This window comes from Streptomyces sp. NPDC052773 (genome assembly GCF_044547145.1).
In the GTDB taxonomy this organism is placed as follows: Bacteria; Actinomycetota; Actinomycetes; order Streptomycetales; family Streptomycetaceae; genus Streptomyces.
The window spans coordinates 417667-437084 of the sequence record NZ_JBITZX010000004.1; the positions used below are offsets into that span (position 1 = coordinate 417667).

Here is a 19418-nt window from a genome sequence, read left to right on the forward strand (position 1 = left end):
GCGCGGGCTCGCCGGTTGGGCGGCGGCACAGACGCCCGGCCGGACGCGGACGTCCGCCTTCCGCCTTCCGTTACTCGCGCGTAACGTCGCGGGAATGACCGGACAGACGACCGCCGTGCCGACGGCACCGCCGATCCACGGGCGGAGCGCGGAGCGGCACCTCCTGGCCGGGCTGGCGGACCGGCTGCGGACCGGCAGCACCGCGCTCGTCCTGACCGGCGAGCCCGGACTCGGCCGTACGACCCTCCTCGACGAGGCCGCCCGCGCCTTCCGGGCCGGACCGGTGCTGTACGTCCGCTGCGACGCGGCCGATCCCCGGCCGTACGGCGGTGTCCGCGCGCTCACCGCCGCCGCGGGACACGCGCCCGCCGACGCCCTGGACCCCGGGACCGCGCCCCGGACCCTGCTGGACGCCTTCCGCACCGCCGCCGGGGACGGCCCCCTCCTCGTGTGCCTGGACGACGCCCACCTCTGGGACGCCCCCTCGCGCACCGCCCTCGCCCACGCCGCCCGCCGTCTCCCCGGTGCCGACCGTGTCGGCATCCTCCTCACCGCCGTGGGACCCGGCCCGGCCGACCGGGACTTCGCCGGGCTGCCCGCCCTGCCGCTGCACCCGCTCCCCGCGTCGGCCGCCGCGGCGCTCCTCGACGAGGTGACCGGCGGCACCGTCGACCCCGCCCTCCGCGACGACCTGCTGGAAGAGGCCGAAGGCAACCCCGCGCTGCTGCTCGCGATGCTCCGCCGGCTCACCCCCGCGCACCTCTCCGGCAGCCAGGACCCGCCCCGGCCGCTCGCCGACGCCCGGACCCTGACCGGCGTCACGGGGGAGTGGCCCGCCGCCCCGACCCCCGCAGCCGCCGATCTGCTCCTGATCACGGCCGCAGCGTTACGGGGCACGGAGCACCCGGAGACGGACGCCGCCGTCGTCCGCGCCGCACAGGAACGCTTGTCGGCGCCCTCGGGGTTCCTCGCGTCGCTCGACGCCCTCCACGAACCGCTGGTCGTGCGCGGGGGCCACGGCCGGCCCGACGGCCTTGTCGTTCCGGATGCTTCGGCGCTTGCAGCCGCCCCGGCGTCTTCGGGGGCCGCGTCTCTGCCCGACGGCTCAGTCCTCCGCGACGCCCCAGGTCTTCCCGAGGCGTGGCCGCTTCCCGAGGCCGCGGCCTCTTCCGACACGGCAGTGCCGTCCGATACCTCGGCCCTCACCGACGCCCCAGCGCCTCACGAAGCCTCACCGTCACCGCTCCACGACACCCTGCTCCCCTCCGACGGCCGCCTCCGCTTCGCGAGCCCATTGGCCCGTAGAGCCGTCTACGCCAGAGCCGACCCCGACCGCCGTCGCGCGGCGCACCACGCCCTCGCCCACGTCCTGCGCGCGCAGGGGCAGGAACTGCCCGCCCTGCTGCACGAGGCCTGGGCCACCACCGCACCGGCCCCCGCGCGAGCGGCCCAGCTCGCTACGGCCGCGGCCACCGCGCCCTCGCACCGGCTGCGCGCCACGGCCCTCACACGCGCCGCGGAACTCACCCCACCCGGCCTCGCGCGCCGCGAACGGTACACGGCCGCCGCGGAACAGGAACTGCTCGCCGGCCGCCCTCGCCACGCCTTGCGCCTCCTCGCCGAGGGCGCCCACTGTCCGGTGCCCGACGTGGTCGGTGGCTTGGCGTCCGGCCTGGAGGGCGGCCCGGTGGCGGGCCTGGTCCGTGGCTCGGCGTCCGGCCTGGAGGGCGGCCCGACGCCGGAACTGGTCGGTGGCTTGGCGTCCGGCCTGGAGGGCGGTCCGGCGCCGGACCTGGTCCGTGGCTCGGCGTCCGACGCGGCGGGCGGGGCGTCGCCCGACCTGGTCTGCGGCCCGGCGCCGAACCCGGTGCGCGGCTCGGCGCCCGACCTGGTCTGCGGCTCGACGCCGGACCCGGTCCAAGGCCCCGCACCCGCCCCGGTCGCCGGCCGCGCACCTGACCCGGTCCCCGGCCCCGCACTCGACTCGGCCCCCGGCCCTGCACCCGCCCCGGCCCGTGGCCCTGCACCCGTCCCGGTCGCCGGCCGCGCACCTGACCCGGTCGCCGGCCCCGCACCCGACCCAGTCCGTGGCCCTGCATCCGCCCCGGCCCGTGGCCCTGCATCCGCCCTGGTCCGTGGCCCTGCATCCGCCCCGGCCCGTGGCCCTGCACCCGACCCGGTCGCCGGCCGCGCACCTGACGCGGTCCCCGGCCCCGCACTCGACTCGGCCCGCGGCCCCGCACCCGACCCGGCCCGCGGCGCCGCACCCGCCCCGGCCCTCGGCCCCGCACCCGACCTGCTCCGCGGCCGCGCCGAGCTGGTCCGCGGGCTCGCCGAGCTCCGGGACGGCCCCGTCGCCGACGCCCGCGCGTCGCTGCTGTCCGCCGCCTCCCTGCTGTCCGCCGCCGCTCAGCTCGCCCCCGCCGCGCCGACCCTGGCGGCGACCGCTCACCTCGCCCCCGCCGCGCCGACCCAAGCGGCGACCGCCCACTTCGACCCCGCCGGGCCGGTCCACGCCGCGTCAGCCGCTCACCTCGCCCCCGCCGCGCCGGCCCAGGCGGCGACCGCCGCGCTCGCCGCCGTCGACGCGGCCTGGGCGACCGGTGATCTGGCGGCTCTGCGGGAGGCGCTGGGAGGTGCGGGCCACGGCACGGACGACTACCGCTTCGGCCTGGCCGCTCTCCTCGACGGACGTCTCGACCTGGCCACCGCGCCTCTTCGCCGCGTCGTGGACCGGGCCCGTACCGCCGGGGAACCGGAGGACCTGCTGCGGTCCGCTGCCGCCGCGCTGGTCCTGGGGGACATGCCGGCGGCGGCCGGGACGGGCGCGCGGGCGCTGGCGGCGGCGCGGGTCCGGGGTTCCGCCGCGCTCGTCCCGCAGGCCCTGGAGTACCTGGCCTACGCGGAACTGCGCGCCGGCCGGCACGCCCAGGCCCGGACGCACGCCGAGGAAGGGCTGCGGGCCGCGCTGCGCGCCGGTCAGCGCAACACCGCGGCCCACCATCACGCCGTACTCGCCCTGGCGGCGTCCATCGAGGGCGAGAGCGACACCGTCGACGGGCACGTGCGCGCCGCCCTGGCGACGGCCCGCGCGCACGGGCTGGCGCAGCCGGCCACCCTCGCCCAGTGGGCGGCGGCCCGCGCCGACCTGGGCCGCGGCCGTCCCCTGGAGGCGGCGGACCGGCTCGGCCCGCTGGTGTGCCCGGGGCCCCGGCGCGGCCACTTCGCGGTGTGGATGCTGGCCGTCCCCTGCTTCGTCGAGGCCGCCGTACACGCCGGCCGCGCCGAGGACGCCCGGCGCGTCGTGGCGGACTTCGCCTTCTGGGCCGGTTTCGGCGCCGACCCGCAGGCCCCCGCCCAGCTGCTGCGCTGCCACGCGCTGCTGGCCCCGCCGGACCGGGCCGGCGAGCTGTACGTACGGGCCCTGGCGCTGCACGAACAGGCGGGCGGCGAATTCGAACGGGCCCGCACCGAGCTGCTGTACGGCAAGTGGCTGCGCCGGCGCCGCCGGCCGCGCGAGGCCCGTGACCGGCTCGGCGCCGCGCTGGTCGGCTTCGACCGCTGCGGCGCCCACGTCTGGGCCGAGCAGGCGCGCGCCGAGCTGCGGGCGAACGGGGCGGCGGCGCCCGGTCCGGCGCCGGGCGGGCCCGTGGCGGGCCCGGGCGCGCTGGCCCGGCTGACCCCGCAGCAGTGGCGGATCGCCCGGTACGTCGCCCAGGGCGCCACCAACCGGGAAGTGGCCCGGAGCCTGTCCGTCAGCACCCGCACCGTCGACTATCACCTCCGCAATGTGTTCGCCGCCCTCGGTGTACGGTCCCGGGTGGAACTGGCCCGCCTGGTCGAACGGGCCGAAAAGACCCGTGCACAGCTCTAGGGACCGACCGGACGGTATGTCATCCTTCCGGGCAGGACGAGTCAGGCGGTCGCCACCGCACGGGTCAGGGGGAACCGGCCCGGCACCCGGCACCGCCGCGAAGCCCGACCCTGGGGGAGGACCGCGATGCACCCTGCCGTACGGACCCGAACGGCGGCGCCCCGCCCGGCCGTGACCGCCGCGCCGCAGCCGCGCACCCGGCGCGTCCGGTCGCTGATCGACGCGGAGGCCATCCGCGTCCTGCACCGCGCCGCGCGCGTGCTGATGGACGACCTGGCCGACCTGACCGACCGGCTGCTGGCCGTCGTCCAGGACCAGGAACCCGCCTACCGGGCCGCCGTGGAGAGCGACCCCGTCGGCGTCTGGCAGGAGATACACCGCTCGCTGCGGCACAGCGTGGCCTCGCTGCTCGACCCGCGCGGCGCCCGCGACGGCGCGCGCCGCTGCTCCTGGCGGATCGGCGCCACCCGCGCCGAGCAGGGCCTGCCGCTGGACGCCGTACTGCACGCGTTCCGGCTCGGCGGGTCCCTGGTGTGGCAGGGGCTGGTCGAGGAGACCTCGCGGCGGGCGCCCGAGGACGTCCGGCTGCTCGTCCACGTCGCGGCCGACGTGTGGAACTTCGTCGACGAGCACTGCACGATCGTCACCGACGCCTACCGGCAGGTCGAACGGCAGCTGACCTGGCGGCGTGAGAACCAGGTCCGGCTGCTGGCCGCCGCCCTCCTCGACGGCACCAGCCGGATCGCCGACCTGCCCGACACCGCGCGGGCCCTGGAGATGCCGGAGCACGGCCGGTACGTGGTGGTCGCGGTCGCCGACGGCGGCCTCGGCGGTGCCCGGGGCGCGGCCGTCGTCCGGGGCGGGGCGCGCGTCCACTGGCACGCGGGCGTCGACGTGGACTACGGCATCGTCCTGCTCGGCGACCGCCATGGTGACGGCGGTGACGGTGACGACGGCGGTCTCCCCGAGCCGACGGGCGACGCGGGCGCCAGGATCGGCGTCAGCGGCGCCGTCGACGGACTGGCCTCCGTCGGCGAGGCCCGCAGACTCGCCGACACCGCGCTGCGGATGTGCCCCGCGGAAGGCGGCACCATCCGGCTCGCCGAGCACCTGCCCGCGGCCCTCGTCGTGTCGTCCCCCGAACTCGGCACCACCCTCGCCGACCGCGTCCTCGGCCCGCTGGACCGGGTGGAGCCCGCCGACCGCGAGATCCTGCTGGACACCCTGACCACCTGGCTGGCCTGCGACGGCTCCGCGCAACGGGCGGGCGAGCGCCTGTACTGCCACCGCAACACCGTCCTGAACCGCCTGCGCCGCTTCGAGCAGCTCACCGGACGCTGCCTGGCCCGCCCCTCCGACCTCGTCGAGATCAGCCTGGCGCTGACGGCGCGCCGCCTGCTCCGCGGCTGACCCCGCCGCGCCGCACCGAGGGCCGGGCCCCGCCGCCGCTGCCACGCGCCGGAGCCCGGCCCTTCACGTGTGCCGGAACCCCCCCGTCCCCCTGGGCATCCGCACAACCCGAAGGCCCCCCGGCTGGGACCGCGCACCCACCACCCCGATAACCCTGTACCGGCCTGCGGCGCCCGTGCTGTCGTGAGCTCCCCTTCCCCCGAACACCCGTGCCCGCGCGGCACGGGTCCGAGGAGCCGCGATGCCTGAAAGCCCACCGGGCGACGAGCCCGCGCTGCACGTCGAGGATCTCGACGTGACGTACGGCCGTGCCCTGTCCGCACTCCGCTCGGTGTCCCTGACCGTCCCGCACGGCGGCGTCGTCGCGCTGCTGGGCGCCAACGGCGCCGGGAAGACCACCCTGCTGCGGGCGGTCTCCGGCACCCTGCGCCTGCACCGCGGAACGGTCACGGCCGGCCGGATCCGCTACGGCGACACCGGACTCGACGGCCGGGACCCCGTCGCCGCCGTGCGCGCCGGAGTGGTCCAGGTCCCCGAGGGCAGGCGGGTGTTCGCCGGTCTGACGGTCGACGAGAACCTGCGCACCGGCGGGCTCGGCCTCGGCCGCCGCAGCCCCGCCCTGGTCCGCGAGTCCCGCGACCGCGTCTTCGCGCTCTTCCCCCGGCTCGCCGAGCGCACCGGACAGGCCGCCGGACTGCTCTCCGGCGGCGAACAGCAGATGCTCGCCATCGGCCGCGCCCTGATGGCCGCCCCGCGCCTGCTCCTGCTCGACGAGCCCTCCCTCGGCCTCGCTCCGCTGATGGTGAACCGGATCGCCGACGTGATCCGCGAGATCAACGCCCAGGGCACCGCCGTGCTGCTGGTCGAGCAGAACGCCGGCATGGCGCTGTCGCTGGCCCGCCACGCGTACGTCCTGGAGGTCGGCGAGGTCCGCCTGTCCGGCCCCGCCGACGAACTCGCCCGCACCGACGCCGTACGCCGCCTCTACCTCGGCGAGGCCGACGACGACAGCGACCACGGCAGCGACCACGACAGCGCGTCCGCACACGGTCAGGGGGCCGCGTGAGCGACCGCACCACACCGCCCCCCGAGCTGGCCGTCCAGGGCGTCACCGTCCGGTTCGCCGGTCTCACCGCGCTCGACGCCGTCTCCTTCACCGTGGCCCCCGGCTCGGTGCACGCGGTGATCGGGCCCAACGGGGCGGGCAAGTCCACCTGTTTCAACGTCCTGTCCGGCCTCACCCGCCCCGCGTCCGGCACCGTCCGGCTCGGCACCACCGAGCTGACCCGGCTCGCCCCGCACCGCATCGCCCGCCTCGGCGTGGCCCGCACCTTCCAGAACATCGTCACCACCGAGGGAACCGTCGCCGACAACCTGATGCTCGGCCGCCACGCCCTCACCCGCGCGGGCTTCGCCGCCAGCGCCCTGCGCCTGCCCGGCGCCGTACGCGAACAGCGCGCGCACCGGGACCGCGCCCGCGAGATCGCCGAACTCACCGGACTCGGCGACCTCTTCGACACCCCGGTCGCGGTGCTGTCCTACGGCGACCGCAAGCGCGTCGAGTTCGCCCGCGCCCTGTGCCTGGAGCCGCGTGTGCTGCTCCTCGACGAACCGGTGGCCGGCATGAACGGCGCCGAACGCGCCCGCACCGCCGAAATCATCCACGACGTCCGCGAGCGACTGGGCCTGTCCGTCGTCCTCGTGGAGCACGACATGGGGCTCGTCATGCGCCTCGCCGACGAGGTCACCGTCCTCGACTTCGGCCGCGCCATCGCCCACGGCACCCCCGAGGAGGTGCGGCGCGACCCCGAGGTGCTGCGCGCCTACCTCGGCACCGACCAGACGGGGGAGGACGCGGCATGACCGGCTTCCTGGACCACCTGCTCAACGGCCTCGCGCTCGGCGCGGTCTACGCCCTGGTCGCCCTCGGCTTCGTCGTGATCTTCAAGGCGTCCGGGGTGCTCAACTTCGCCCACGGCTCCCTGCTGCTGCTCGGCGGCTACCTCACCGCCGTGCTCCACGACGACCTCGGCTTCGCCGGCGCCCTCGCCGCGGCCGTCCTGGTCACCGCGCTCGTGGCGGGCGCCATGGACCGGCTGCTGCTGCGCGGCGGCGACCGGGACCCGAAGGCCGCGCACGTGCAGACCATCGTCACCATCGGCGTCGACATCGTCCTGGTCACCGACCTCGCCCGGCGCATCGGCGGCGATCTCCTCACCACCGGCGATCCCTGGGGCGACGCGGTCACCGAGATCGGCCCGGTGACCGTCGCCGACAGCCGCCTCGCCGCGATCGCCGTGTCCGCCGTCGTCATCGGCGGGGTGTTCGCCCTCTTCCGGTACACCGCGTGGGGCCTGTCCCTGCGCGCGGCCTCGGAGGACCTGGAGGCCGCGGCCCTGATGGGCGTACGCCTCTCCCGGGTGCGCGTGCTCGCCTGGTGCCTGGCCGGAGCGCTCGCCGCGCTCGCCGCCGTGTTCCTCGCCGCCTTCCCGGCCCCCGGCCTGGAACGCACCACCGGGCAGATCGCCCTGAAGGCCTTTCCCGCCGCGATCCTCGGCGGCATGGCCTCCCCGCCCGGCGCCCTCGCCGGCAGCCTGCTCATCGGCCTGACCGAGGCCCTGGTCGCCGGCTACCAGTCCGAACTGCACGTCCTCGGCGAGGGCTTCGGCGACGTCGCCCCCTACGCCGTGATGGTGCTCGTCCTCCTCGTACGGCCCACCGGGCTGTTCGGCGGGAAGGGAGCGGTCCGTGTCTGACCTCCTCAAGCGCGGCAGGTTCCTGCTGCCGGTGCTGCTCCTCGCCGCCCTGCCGTTCTATCTGGACGCCTTCTGGCTGCGGATCGGCCTGTTCGCCATGGCGGCGGCCATCGGCGCGGTCGGCCTCGGCCTGCTGGCCGGGACGGCGGGCCAGCTCTCCCTCGGCCACGCCTTCTTCCTCGCCGTCGGCGCCTACGGCTACGCCTGGCTGGCCGGCGAACCCGGCCCCGGCCTGCCGCCCGCGCTCGCCCTCGTCCTCGCGGTCCTCCTCGCCGGAGCGGCGGGCGGCCTGTTCAGCCCCGTCGCCGGCCGCGTCAAGGGCATCTACCTCGGCGTCGCCACCCTCGCCCTGGTCTTCCTCGGCCACCACGTCCTGCTCACCGCGGACTCCGTCACCGGCGGCTTCAACGGCCGCTCGGTCCCGCCGCTCACCCTCGGCGGCTTCACCTTCGCCGACACCGACCCCGAACTGGTCGTGCTCGGCGTGCCGTTCGGCGCCGAGGAACGCCTGTGGTACCTGGGCCTCGCCCTGTTCGCGCTGACCTGGTTCACCGCCCGCGGCATCCTGCGCGGACGCCCCGGCCGCGCCCTGGTCGCCGTACGCGACAGCGAGACCGCCGCCGCCGTCATGGGCGTCGACGTGGCCCGCTACCGCTCGGCCGCCTTCGTCGTCTCCTCGATGTACGCGGGCCTCGCCGGAGCGCTGCTGGCCCTCGGCTTCCGCCGGATCGTCCCCGACTACTTCGGGCTCGTCCTCTCCGTCGACTACCTCGCCATGATCGTCATCGGCGGGCTCGGCTCGGTCGCCGGAGCCACCGCCGGCGCCGTCTTCGTCACCGCCCTGCCGCTGCTGATGACCCGGTACGCCGACCATCTGCCGCTGGTCACCCCGCCCGGCAGCGCCGAGGGAGCCGTCGGCCCGACCGAGGCCGCCCGCTACCTCTACGGCGCCGCCATCGTCCTCATCCTCCTGTACGCCCCCGACGGCCTGCACGGACTCGCCCGCCGGCTGCGCGCCCGCGTCGCGAGCCGCCGTACGAAAGCCGCACCCGCGACCCTCCCGTCCGCCTCACCCGCACGACCCAAGGAGCACACCCCGTGAACACCACCGGCACCACCAGAACCCTCATCGCCACGGCCCTCGCGGCACTCCTGATCGCGGGCTGCAGCTCCAAGGCGGAGAGCGACAAGCCCGGGGACGCCGCCGACGGCGTCAAGACCGGCCCCGGCGTCACCGACGACCGCATCCGGCTGGGCGCCCTGACCGACCTCACCGGCCCCTACGCCACCCTCGGCAAGAGCATCGTCCAGGCCCAGAAGATGTGGGCCGACGAGACCAACGCGGCCGGCGGCATCTGCGGCCGCAAGGTGGAGATCGTCGTCGAGGACCACGGCTACGACGTGCAGAAGGCCGTCACCGCCTACGCCGACCTCTCCTCCGACGTCGTCGCCCTGCCCCAGGTCATCGGCTCCCCGGTGGTCGCAGCCCTCATCGACGACATCGAACGCGACAACCTGCTGACGTTCCCGCAGGCCTGGGCCGCCTCCCTGCTCGGCAAGGACCCCGTGCAGGTCCTCGGCACCACGTACGACGTCGACATGATCGCCGCGGTCGACTTCCTCACCCGCACCAAGGGCCTGAAGAAGGGCGACACCATCGGCCACGTCTACTTCGAGGGCGACTACGGCGCCAACGCCCTGGAAGGCTCCACCTGGGCCGCGAAGCGCGCGGGCCTGAAGATCGTCGACCAGAAGATCAAGGCCACCGACACCGATCTGTCCGCCCAGGTCTCCGCGTTGCGCGAGGCCGGGGTGAAGGCCGTGCTGATCAGCGCGGGCCCCGCCCAGACGGCGTCCCTCGCCGGTGTCGCCGCCTCGCGCGGTCTCCGGGTCCCCATCGTCAGCAGCGCCCCCGGCTTCGCGCCGCAGCTGATGAAGACCCCCGCGGCGAAGGCCCTGGAGGCCATGCTGCACGTCGTCAGCGCCGCACCCGCGGTCAGCTCGGAGCTGCCGGGCGTGAAGAAGATGGTGGCCGCGTACGAGAAGAAGTTCCCGGGCTCCCCGGTCGACTCGGGTGTGCTCTCCGGCTACAACGCCGCCCAGCTCCTCGGCGCCGACCTGAAGAAGGCCTGTGAGGCGGGCAGCCTGGCCCGCGAGGACGTGGTGAAGGCCCACCGCTCCCAGAAGAACGCCGACACCGGCCTGGGCACCCCGCAGGACTTCTCCGACGTCGACCGCCCGGCCAGCGTGGAGACGTACGTCCTGAAGCCGGACGCCAAGGCGGTCGGCGGCATCGTGGTCGCGGAGGAGGCGCACAAGGCGCCGGGTGTCGAGGAGTACCTGAACTCGTAAGCCCGCCAAGGTGTTTGGGAAGGTGGTCCGCAGCGGATCACCTTCCGGCGGTTTCCGCCACGCACTGGCATCCGTGACCCACGGGTCCCTAGGATGTGCAGCCTGTGAGGCCAGGCGGCTCGGTACGAAGCTGGGGGAACCCTTGAACAACGGTAAGCAGCTCTCCACGGAGATCGACGCCAACGTCCCGACGGCCGCCCGGATGTACGACTACTACCTCGGCGGCAAGGACAACTACGCCGCGGACCGCGCGGCCTGCGAGGAACTGGACAAGGTCGTTCCCAGCACCCGCCGGCTCGCGCTGAACAACCGGCGCTTCCTCCAGCGCGTGGTGAGGACGCTCGCCGCGGAGCACGGCATCCGGCAGTTCCTCGACCACGGCTCCGGCCTGCCGACCCAGGACAACGTCCACCAGGTCGCCCAGCGCCACGACCCCAGCGCCCACGTCGTCTACGTCGACAACGACCCGATGGTCCTCGTCCACGGCCGCGCGCTGCTGGAGCAGGACGAGCGCACCGCCGTCATCCACGCCGACATGCGCGAGACCGAGGCCATCTTCGAGCACCCCGACACCCGCCGCCTGATCGACTTCGACCAGCCGGTCGCGGTGCTGTTCAACTCGGTGTTCCACTGCATCCCGGACAGCGACACCGACGGCCCGCTCGCCGTCGTCCGCCGGGTCTCCGAACGCCTCGCGCCGGGCAGCTTCCTGGTGATGTGCCAGCTCGTCAGCGACGACCCCGAGGTCCGCAAGTTCGTCACCGACTTCATGGACCAGGTGACCCAGGGGCACTGGGGCCGGGTCCGTGAGCGGAAGGACGTCGCCGAGTGGTTCGAGGGCCTGGAGATCCTGGAACCGGGCCTCGTCGAGGTGTCGACCTGGCGCCCCGACTCGGAGGTGGCCCCCCGTCAGCTCACCCAGGAGTGGATCGAGTTCGGCGGCGTCGCCCGCAAGCCGTAGCCCAGACCCGGTCATCCCGGCCGGGGACCCGGCCGTCCCGGCCGAGTCCACGGACCCGGCCGCGGGACACCCGCCGCACCCGGCCGTTCACTCGGCCGGGTAGCGCCGCTCCATCGTCTCCCGCATCAGCGCCAGCGACTCCCGCGGCGTCAGCGCCTCGTCGGCGAGCCGGTCCAGCGCCACCCGGTACTCCTCCGTCTCGTCCGGGTCCTCCAGGAAGTTGGCGCTGCGGATGTGCTCCAGATAGACGACGTCCGGCAGATCGAGCCCGCCGAAACGGAGATAGGTGACCGGGATGGCGGGCGCCGACGCGTTCGTCACGTCCAGCGGAACCACCTGCACGGTCACATGCGGAAGCTGCGCCATCTCGATCAGATGCTCCAGCTGCTCCCGCATGACCGCGGGACTGCCGAGGATCCGCAGCAGCACCGACTCGTCGACGATCGCCCACATCTGCGGTGCGTCCGGCCGGTGCAGCAACTGCGCCCGCCGGGTGCGCAGTTCCACCCGCCGGCGGACCTCGTTCTCCGGCGCGACCGGGAGCCCGCGGCGGATCACCGCGTGCGTGTAGGCCGGAGTCTGGAGCAGCCCCGGCACGTACTGGATCTCGAAGGTACGGATCGCGGCGGCCGCCTCCTGGAGTCCGACCAGCCGGTCGAACCACTCCGGCATCAGCCGCTTGTCGTACCGCTGCCACCAGCCCGGCTCACCGGCCCGGCGGAGCAGTTCGAGCAGGACGGAGGCCTCGTGCTCGTCGGCCTCGTACAGCTTCAGCAGGGCCTTGACGTCGGCCTCGGCGGGTGGCTTGCGGCCCTTGCCCGCCTCGATCCGCGACAGCTTCGCGGGGCTGAACCCGAGGGCGCGCGCCGCCTGGTCCTGGGCCAGCCCTGCATCCTCGCGCAGACCCGCCAGCTGCACGCCGACGAGCATCTTGAGCAGGGTCGGCGCTGGCTCGGCCCGGTCCAGATAGGGCCGGAGGCGCACCACACGTGGCGACTCGGCGGACATCCCGACTCCCGGCAAACAGGCAGAAGAGGGGAACAGCCTAGCGCAGCCTCACCCTCTCGTGCCTGATATGCCGGGAGATCGAAGAGGGTTGACCGTGGTGCGCCGGTGTCCGGGCGCGGGCGTGTGCGCCGCACGCGCATCCGGCGTCCCACGGGCCGGTCAGACCAGGTGGTCGAACTCCCCGTCCTTCGCGCCGGCGAGGAAGGCCGCCACCTCGGCCGCCGTGTAGACCAGCGCGGGTCCGTCGGGGTCGCGGGAGTTGCGCAGGGCGATCGCCCCGTCCGGCAGCGGGGCCACCTCCACGCAGTTGCCCTCGGCGTTGCTGTGCCGGCTCTTGACCCAGCGCGCGTCCAGCGTGCTGGCCCGCACTCCGTTCGGTACAGGTGACATCGGCCTCTCCCTGGGGGGTGGTGGTGCCGGGTGGGCTCGCTGTGCTGTCTGCCCACGCCTCGGCGCTCTATCCGGAAACTCGCGCAATTTCTCGTGCAATTGCACGCGAGCCTCTTCGGCGTGGATAATAGACCGCGCGTCAACCCGTCGGGAGGCGCGCCGCCATGACGTCGCATCAGGGAGATGCCGTGCCGTCACCCGTGCCTCACACCTCTCGGCCGTTCGGCGCCGTGTCGCCGGAGCCGGCCGAAGGAGGTGCGGCCGGGCCCGTGTCCGCCGCGCTGCGCATCATGACCAGCGAGGAGGGCGTGGCCCAGGCGCGGGCGTTCACCCAGGACACGCTGCGGGACTGGTCCCTGGGCCACCGCGGCGACGACGCCGCCCTCGTGGTCACCGAACTCGCCGCCAACGCCGTCGTCCACGCGGTGCCCCAGGCCCCGGCGGACCACGCGGAGGTCTGGCTCGGCCTCAGCCGCGGCAGCGACCACCTGATGCTCGCCGTCTCCGACCCCGGCGCCACCCCGCCCGTGTACGCGCCCCACGGCACCTTCGCCCTGGAGGAGCACGGCCGCGGCCTGTTCATCGTCGACGCCCTGTCCGAGGAGTGGGGCTGGACCCCCTGTCCTCCGGCGGGCAAGACCGTGTGGGCCCGGCTGTCGACCTCCTCCTCGTTACTTCCTTGACCACTGCGGAAAGGCCCCACGCCATGCGCACCGCTTCGACGGGACAGCCCGGCACCGAGCGCACCGAACACCAGCCGTACCTGGGGGCGCTCGACGAGGTGCCGTGGCACGAGATCCAGGACTCCACCGGCTCCGCCGACGCCATCCCCGGACTGCTCGACGACATCGCCCACGGCAGCGCCGACACCGCGACGGCCGCGCTCGGCGAACTGCGCAAGCGCATCTGCCAGTACGGCTTCGTCGTCGAACAGGCGACCGCCGCCACCGTCCCCTTCCTCTGGGAACTGGCCCAGTCGCCGCAGGTCACCTGCCGCCCCCAGATCATCCGGCTGCTCGCCAGCATCGCCGAGGCCCGGCAGTGGGAGCACACCGCCAGCGCCTACCCGAAGCTGCTCAACCACCGGGAGAACCCCGTGGTGTGGGAACGCGCCGCCCGCCAGGCCGTGCACGCCCGGCGCGGCGCCGTCCGCTCGCTGCTGAAGGAGCAGGACACCGAGATCGCCCGGGCCGGCACGGAACTCGCCCGCACTCTGGGCGTCTGAGACCCGGCGGCATCCCGCCCCCCGGCATCCCGCGTCCCGGCATCCCGCGTCCCGGCATCCCCGCCCCGGCATCCGCGCCCCGGTCGCCCTGTGCCCCGGCACCGGACGTCCCCCGCCCGACGCCGGTCTCACGCTGCGGACACTCCGACCCGACCGCCCCACGGTGGTGTACCCCTGGCCGAACAGGGGGAGAAAGCGCTTTCGCGAGAAGCGCCTCGTCCCCGAGGCCACCGGATTCCCCTAGGTCACCGGAGAGGATCACCGCCGATGGCGTCGCCGCCCGAGAAACCGCTCGATCACCGCTACCGGGGCGAGCATCCGATACGCACCCTCGCCTACCTGTTCCGCGCCGACCGCCGGCGTCTCGCCGCCGCGGTCGGCGTCTTCACGTTCAAGCACAGCCCGATCTGGCTGCTCCCGCTGATCACCGCGTCCATCATCGACACCGTCGTCCAGCACCGTCCGGTCGCCGAACTCTTCGTCAGCACGGGGATCATCCTCTTCATCCTGCTGGTCAACTACCCGCTGCACGTCCTCTACGTCCGTCTCCTCTACGGCAGCGTCCGCCGCATGGGCACCGGCCTCCGCTCGGCCCTGTGCACCCGCATGCAGCAGCTGTCCATCGGCTACCACTCGCGAGTCAGTGCCGGAGTCCTCCAGGCCAAGGTGGTCCGCGACGTCGAGACGGTCGAACAGATGGTCCAGCAGACGGCCGAGCAGGGGCTCGGCGCCACCACCGTGCTCATCGGCGGCCTGGTGATCATCGCCGTCCGCACCCCCGAGTTCCTTCCCGTCTTCCTGATCGTCGTGCCCGCCGCCGCCCTCCTCGTCGCCCGGCTGCGGTCCCGGCTGCGCACCCACAACGAGCACTTCCGGCACGAGGTCGAGGCCCTGTCGTCCCGGGTGACCGAGATGACCCGCCTGATCCCGGTCACCCGCGCCCACGGCCTGGAGGGGAAAGCGCTGCGCCGCATGGACCGCACCCTGCGCCGGCTGCTGACCTCGGGGATGCGCCTCGACCTGGTCAACGGCCGGTTCGGCTCACTGGCGTGGGTGGTGCTCAACGTCGTCGGCATCCTCGTGCTCGCCGGCGCCGCGCTCATCTCCTACTACGACGTCTGGGGCGTCACCCCCGGCGACGTCGTCATGCTCAGCGCGTTCCTGACCACCCTCACCAACTCCGTGACCACGCTGGCCGGCCTCACCCCGGTCATCTCCAAGGGCCTGGAGTCGGTCCGCTCGGTCGGCGAGGTGCTCCAGGCCCCGGAACTGGAGGACAACGAGGGCAAGGCCGAGGTCACCGCCGTGCAGGGCGCCGTCGCCTTCGAGCACGTCGGGTACGCCTACGACGGCGGCCGGGCCGCCGTCCGCGACTTCACCCTCGACGTCACCCCCGGCGAGACCATCGCGCTGGTGGGGGCGTCCGGCGCCGGCAAGTCCACCGTCCTCAACCTGGTCATCGGATTCATCCGCCCCACCGAGGGCCGGCTGCTGCTCGACGGCACCGACATGGCCGGCCTCGACCTGCGCACCTACCGGCGGTTCGTCTCGGTGGTGCCCCAGGAGTCGATCCTCTTCGACGGGACCGTCCGCGAGAACGTCGCCTACGGCATGGACGACGCCGACGAGGCGACCGTCCGCGCCGCGCTGCGGGACGCGAACGCCCTGGAGTTCGTCGAGCGGCTGCCGCAGGGCCTCGACACCCTGGTCGGGGAGCACGGGGCCCGGCTGTCCGGCGGGCAGCGGCAGCGGCTCGCCATCGCCCGCGCCCTGATCCGGGACCCCCGGGTGCTGGTCCTCGACGAGGCCACCTCCGCCCTCGACACCCGGTCCGAGGCACTGGTCCAGCAGGCGCTCGCCCGGCTGCTGCGCGGCCGGACCACCTTCGTGGTCGCGCACCGGCTGTCCACCGTACGGGGCGCGGACCGGATCGTGGTCATGGGCGACGGCCGGATCCAGGAGATCGGCACCCACGAGGAACTGCTCCGCCGGGGCGGCGCCTACGCCGCGCTCCACCAGGGACAAGCGGCGTGAGCCGACTCCACGCGCGCCCCGCGTACGCCCCGCGCGCCGGGCATTAAGCAACGGTATTGCGTCAATTGCGCACGGCACCCACCGGAGGTGATTGGTCCGGCACCGACCGGGCATACGCAGCAAAAACCGAGAGAGGGGCGCCCCGTGCTTGTACCGGACCCGAAGGTCGTCAGAAAGCTGCTGACCCGGTACGCGACCCTGCAGATCGCCCAGGCGGAGCGGGAGAGCGCGGCCACGGCACGCGAGTTGGAGGACGTCAGCTACACGCTCTGCGTGATGATGGGGACCACCGATATCCATGACGCCATCACGAGGGCGGACGCCCTGCTGCTGACCGACGGCCGGGTCGCTGACCCGGACGAGGACAGCGACAGCGGCCTGTCGGTGGCGGTCTGACCCCGCCGTACGACACCGCCGGACACCCCACGACGCCGGCACCGCGGTCACGGGACCGCGGTGCCGGCGTCGCACGTCCGCCGCGGCCGGTCCGCGGCGGGCCGGGCCAGCCACTCGGCGATCGTCCGGGCGATCGGCTGGCCGGTGTCCACCTCCACGAACCCGAACTGACCCGACTGGTTGCACTCCAGGAACCACCAGGTCCCGTCGGCGTCCTCCACGAAGTCGAAGGCGCCGTACGCCAGCTCCGCCTCGCGCAGATACGCCCGCACCCCCTCGGCGATCCGCGGCGGAACCTCGGTCTCGGCCCAGGGCAGGGCGGGCGTGGCGAAGCGGACGTCGACCTCGTCGGGGTCGGCGTCGGGCGGGGTCTCCTTGCGGGCCGCCAGCAGCCGGTCGCCGACGGCCGTGAGCCGGATGTCCGCCCGCTTGGCGATCCGGCGCTGCAGCAGCGTGGGCCCGAACGCCACGGCGGCGAAGTCGGTGCCGGGCGCCACCCGGCTGGTCGGCACGGCCTGCGGCGGCTCCTGCGGGTGCGCGCCCGAGACCGGCTTGACCACCAGATCCGGGAAGCGCTCGGCGAAGTCCCGGGCGGCCTGCGGAAAGGTCGTGATCAGCGTGGCCGGGACGGGCAGCCCGCTGCACTGGGCGAGCCGCAGCTGCCACGGTTTGTGACGGGCCCGGCGGGCCGCGTCGGGGTGGTTCATCCAGCGGGCGCCGGTGGAGCGCAGCATGCCGTACAGCGCCTGCGACGACTCCTCGGTCAGCCAGGGGGAGGGCGCCGCCGCGCGGGCGGCCGGGGCGCCGGGGCGGCGCACCCACACGGAGCGCAGCCCGTCCAGGCCCACCAGCCGCCCCGCGGACCACAGGTGGCCCCGGAAGGAGCCGTGCACATACTCGCCCGAGAGCGAGACCCCGCCGGTCAGATCGGCGGGGTCCAGCCGGACCACCGGCACTCCGGACGCGTTCAGGTGCACGACCACCATGTCCGCGGTCACGTCCTGGTCGCTGGTCAGGATCAGTACGGTCATCGTCGACGGTCCGTGGTCAGTCGTCGAAGTGCGTCTTCGAGCCCGCCGTGGACGTCGTGGTCCCCAGCTCCCGGAGCAGGGCGTGATCGGTCGCGGCGATCCGGCCGTCGAAGAGCACGTTCAACTGCCGTCCGGGGTCGTAGGCATAGGGGGTGGCGACGTCCAACTCCGCCGTCGGGCGGGCGTAGTTGAGCGCGAACGGTTGCATCGTCTCTCCCTCGTCGGTGCTGCCCCGGTGAAGCCGTCGGCACGCCGCTTCCTGACTTCGCCCACGGGATCTCCAGGGCTTCCATGGACTTATACGAATCGAACGCCTGGTTGGTTTCCTTACGCTCCGTAATTTTTCTGGCGTTGGGCACCCTGAACCTGAGACGGTCCAGAGCGTCCGGCGGTTGAGTCCGGCGAGATTACGGAGAGGCGACCGGCCTGAAGTCCGGCGAGTGCGCGGAGCGTAGGGAACACTGCGAGGTGGGGCCGTCCACTCCTCCAATTCCCTGATCCGGCCTCCGTATTGCCTCACTCGCACCGACCTGACGCGCGGAGGGGGCGGGCGGGGGAGGCGAGGCGCACGGGAAGAACGCCGCGCGGGAGGGCGGGGGAGGAGGCGTGACCGGGGGCGTCTTCTGCGGAGTCGTGCGGGCCCGGGCGGGCCTGGCCGGGCTTCGGGACCCGTTGCTAAAGGGGCTTCGAGCCGGGTGCCTCGGTGGTCTCCGCCTGGAGTGGCTCCGGCTCGGGAGCGGTCGGCTCGGGGGCCGCCGGCTCCGGGGCGGCCGGCTCTTCGGTGTCCGTGGCCGGCCGGGCCGTGCCGGGCTCGGGGTGACGGGACTTGCCGAGCTTGAGGCGTTCCAGGGTTCGGGTCAGCTGCTGGAGAGGGGAAGCGGGGCGGGTGTCCTCGTTCCGGTTCTGGGCGGGCAGGGCCGGGGCGGGGACGCCGGCGGACTCCCGGTAGGCGGCCAGCGCCTCGTTGGCCCGCTCGGCGGCCTCCCGGTAGAGGTCACGGGAGCGGGTCATGGCCTCCAGCGCCTCGGCGTACATGGCCACCAGCGCGCGCTGGCGCTCCAGCTCCTCCTCCAGCGTCAGCAGATGCCAGTCCTCGCGCAGCGCGGTGACGACCTCGTCGGCGCCCTTCGGCAGCGGCCTGGCGGCGTGGGCGAACCGGGTCACCGCGGCGATGAGCTCGGCCGGCCGGGAGCCGTCCAGGAAGACGGTGCGCACGGAGAACCCGCCCCCGTCGTACCCCTCGGGCGCCGGGACGCCCGGCAGCACCACGGCGCCGCCCCGCGGCAGCTCCACGCCGAACTCCCGCAGCGCCCAGTTCACGGCGCGCAGCTGGTGCGGTGCCGCGCGATGCTCCACCACGCGGTGGCGCAGACCGGGCGGCAGCAGCGGGGCGAGCGGGCGGCGGCCCCGCTCGTCGGGGGTCATGGCCTCGTGCACGACGACGTGGACGGCCCAGGTGTCCGGCGCGGCGTCGCGCAGCACACGCCGCAGGTCCTTGTCGTCGGCGGGCAGCGGGTTGATGTCCCGCAGCCGCAGCTCGGACCCGCTGAGCCGGTCCCACTCCGTCTCCGCGCCCTCGGCCTCCTCCGGCCAGAACATGGTCGCGGGCGACGGCCACTCCAGATCCCAGGCGGCCTCCGCCTCGGCGGCCAGCACCCACTCCCGCCCGCCCTCGGAGGGCGGCGCCAGCGCCAGCCGCGCCCGCACGGTCACCTCGCCGACCGCCCAGCGCGCCTCGAACACCTTCTCCGGGCTGTCCTCGGGCTGTGGCGGTTCCATGTGGTCGTGGATCACTCCGCGCGCCTTGAGGTCGCGCAGATTCCGCCGCAGTACGTCCTCGGCGGCGGCACCGACATGGCGGCCGCGAGCCAGCCACACCGTGGGGGGAGTCGTGGGGCGGACGGTGGTGGAGGTCGGCATGAGTCCATCTGTGAGCGGGGGCGTCGTGCTGTCTGCCAGTATCGTTGCCCCGCCCCGGTGG

17 protein-coding genes are annotated in these 19418 nt (G+C 74.4%); 12 read left to right on the plus strand and 5 right to left on the minus strand.

Translation table 11 applies throughout. The features are described 5' to 3' along the window. The first annotated feature begins 94 nt into the window (after positions 1-94). The 8 genes from ACIG0D_RS12305 (at position 95) to ACIG0D_RS12340 (ending at position 11353) form a co-directional block, all read left to right on the plus strand. Complete coding sequence (locus ACIG0D_RS12305; protein WP_399799016.1) at positions 95-3874, plus strand: LuxR C-terminal-related transcriptional regulator; 3780 nt, start codon at positions 95-97, stop codon at positions 3872-3874. Positions 3875-4000: 126 nt separating this feature from the next. Beyond that, the gene (locus ACIG0D_RS12310; RefSeq protein ID WP_399799018.1) at positions 4001-5284 is read left to right on the plus strand and encodes a PucR family transcriptional regulator; all 1284 of its coding nucleotides are present in this window, start codon (positions 4001-4003) and stop codon (positions 5282-5284) included. Between the two features lie 241 nt (positions 5285-5525). Further along, positions 5526-6350: an ABC transporter ATP-binding protein gene (locus ACIG0D_RS12315; RefSeq protein ID WP_399799021.1), complete on the plus strand. Its 825-nt coding sequence runs from the start codon at positions 5526-5528 to the stop codon at positions 6348-6350. Further along, complete coding sequence (locus tag ACIG0D_RS12320) at positions 6347-7147, plus strand: ABC transporter ATP-binding protein (RefSeq protein ID WP_399799023.1); 801 nt, start codon at positions 6347-6349, stop codon at positions 7145-7147. The genes ACIG0D_RS12315 and ACIG0D_RS12320 overlap by 4 nt, the downstream gene beginning before the upstream one ends. Then, entirely contained in the window at positions 7144-8040 is an 897-nt protein-coding gene (locus tag ACIG0D_RS12325) for a branched-chain amino acid ABC transporter permease (protein ID WP_399799025.1), read from the plus strand. The genes ACIG0D_RS12320 and ACIG0D_RS12325 overlap by 4 nt, the downstream gene beginning before the upstream one ends. Continuing rightward, entirely contained in the window at positions 8033-9142 is a 1110-nt protein-coding gene (locus ACIG0D_RS12330; protein ID WP_399799027.1) for a branched-chain amino acid ABC transporter permease, read from the plus strand. Before ACIG0D_RS12325 ends, ACIG0D_RS12330 begins: the two co-directional genes overlap by 8 nt. Then, entirely contained in the window at positions 9139-10392 is a 1254-nt protein-coding gene (locus ACIG0D_RS12335; RefSeq protein ID WP_399799030.1) for an ABC transporter substrate-binding protein, read from the plus strand. Before ACIG0D_RS12330 ends, ACIG0D_RS12335 begins: the two co-directional genes overlap by 4 nt. 142 nt (positions 10393-10534) lie before the next feature. Then, positions 10535-11353, plus strand: a complete 819-nt coding sequence (locus ACIG0D_RS12340; protein ID WP_399799032.1) for an SAM-dependent methyltransferase — start codon at positions 10535-10537, stop codon at positions 11351-11353. A gap of 87 nt (positions 11354-11440) precedes the next feature. On the opposite strand, the gene ACIG0D_RS12345 is transcribed toward ACIG0D_RS12340, so the two are convergent. Both ACIG0D_RS12345 and ACIG0D_RS12350 read right to left on the minus strand, forming a co-directional pair. Beyond that, the gene (locus ACIG0D_RS12345) at positions 11441-12361 is read right to left on the minus strand and encodes a helix-turn-helix domain-containing protein (RefSeq protein ID WP_399799034.1); all 921 of its coding nucleotides are present in this window, start codon (positions 12359-12361) and stop codon (positions 11441-11443) included. Positions 12362-12520: 159 nt separating this feature from the next. Then, a complete protein-coding gene (locus tag ACIG0D_RS12350; protein ID WP_365766254.1) occupies positions 12521-12751 on the minus strand; it encodes a DUF397 domain-containing protein in 231 nt (76 codons plus the stop codon). A 269-nt stretch (positions 12752-13020) separates the two neighbouring features. On the opposite strand from ACIG0D_RS12350, the gene ACIG0D_RS12355 reads away from it, so the two are divergent. The 4 genes from ACIG0D_RS12355 to ACIG0D_RS12370 all read left to right on the plus strand — a co-directional run bounded on the left by ACIG0D_RS12355 (position 13021) and on the right by ACIG0D_RS12370 (position 16406). After that, a complete protein-coding gene (locus ACIG0D_RS12355) occupies positions 13021-13434 on the plus strand; it encodes an ATP-binding protein (RefSeq protein ID WP_399799036.1) in 414 nt (137 codons plus the stop codon). A gap of 23 nt (positions 13435-13457) precedes the next feature. Next, positions 13458-13976, plus strand: a complete 519-nt coding sequence (locus ACIG0D_RS12360) for a hypothetical protein (RefSeq protein ID WP_399799039.1) — start codon at positions 13458-13460, stop codon at positions 13974-13976. A gap of 267 nt (positions 13977-14243) precedes the next feature. After that, positions 14244-16010 (plus strand): ABC transporter ATP-binding protein, encoded by a 1767-nt coding sequence (locus ACIG0D_RS12365; protein WP_399799041.1) that lies wholly within the window; start codon positions 14244-14246, stop codon positions 16008-16010. A gap of 144 nt (positions 16011-16154) precedes the next feature. Further along, on the plus strand, positions 16155-16406 hold the full coding sequence (locus ACIG0D_RS12370; protein ID WP_399799044.1) for a DUF5133 domain-containing protein: 252 nt from the start codon (positions 16155-16157) through the stop codon (positions 16404-16406). Positions 16407-16453: 47 nt separating this feature from the next. Here ACIG0D_RS12370 and tgmB read toward each other — a convergent pair whose 3' ends face one another. The 3 genes from tgmB to ACIG0D_RS12385 all read right to left on the minus strand — a co-directional run bounded on the left by tgmB (position 16454) and on the right by ACIG0D_RS12385 (position 19357). Beyond that, a complete protein-coding gene (gene tgmB, locus ACIG0D_RS12375) occupies positions 16454-17437 on the minus strand; it encodes an ATP-grasp ribosomal peptide maturase (protein ID WP_399799046.1) in 984 nt (327 codons plus the stop codon). A gap of 16 nt (positions 17438-17453) precedes the next feature. After that, a complete protein-coding gene (tgmA, locus tag ACIG0D_RS12380; RefSeq protein ID WP_166004267.1) occupies positions 17454-17645 on the minus strand; it encodes a putative ATP-grasp-modified RiPP in 192 nt (63 codons plus the stop codon). 467 nt (positions 17646-18112) lie between these two features. After that, positions 18113-19357 (minus strand): hypothetical protein, encoded by a 1245-nt coding sequence (locus ACIG0D_RS12385; RefSeq protein WP_399799049.1) that lies wholly within the window; start codon positions 19355-19357, stop codon positions 18113-18115. Positions 19358-19418 lie beyond the last annotated feature (61 nt).

Excerpts from the sequence above, each read along its gene's own strand:
- ACIG0D_RS12315 (WP_399799021.1), top strand. The coding sequence starts at position 5,526 with ATGCCTGAAAGCCCACCGGGCGACGAGCCCGCGCTGCACGTCGAGGAT.
- tgmB (WP_399799046.1), bottom strand. The coding sequence starts at position 17,437 with ATGACCGTACTGATCCTGACCAGCGACCAGGACGTGACCGCGGACATG.
- ACIG0D_RS12350 (WP_365766254.1), bottom strand. The coding sequence starts at position 12,751 with ATGTCACCTGTACCGAACGGAGTGCGGGCCAGCACGCTGGACGCGCGC.
- ACIG0D_RS12365 (WP_399799041.1), top strand. The coding sequence starts at position 14,244 with ATGGCGTCGCCGCCCGAGAAACCGCTCGATCACCGCTACCGGGGCGAG.
- ACIG0D_RS12345 (WP_399799034.1), bottom strand. The coding sequence starts at position 12,361 with ATGTCCGCCGAGTCGCCACGTGTGGTGCGCCTCCGGCCCTATCTGGAC.
- ACIG0D_RS12325 (WP_399799025.1), top strand. The coding sequence starts at position 7,144 with ATGACCGGCTTCCTGGACCACCTGCTCAACGGCCTCGCGCTCGGCGCG.
- ACIG0D_RS12305 (WP_399799016.1), top strand. The coding sequence starts at position 95 with ATGACCGGACAGACGACCGCCGTGCCGACGGCACCGCCGATCCACGGG.
- ACIG0D_RS12310 (WP_399799018.1), top strand. The coding sequence starts at position 4,001 with ATGCACCCTGCCGTACGGACCCGAACGGCGGCGCCCCGCCCGGCCGTG.
- ACIG0D_RS12360 (WP_399799039.1), top strand. The coding sequence starts at position 13,458 with ATGCGCACCGCTTCGACGGGACAGCCCGGCACCGAGCGCACCGAACAC.
- tgmA (WP_166004267.1), bottom strand. The coding sequence starts at position 17,645 with ATGCAACCGTTCGCGCTCAACTACGCCCGCCCGACGGCGGAGTTGGAC.
- ACIG0D_RS12385 (WP_399799049.1), bottom strand. The coding sequence starts at position 19,357 with ATGCCGACCTCCACCACCGTCCGCCCCACGACTCCCCCCACGGTGTGG.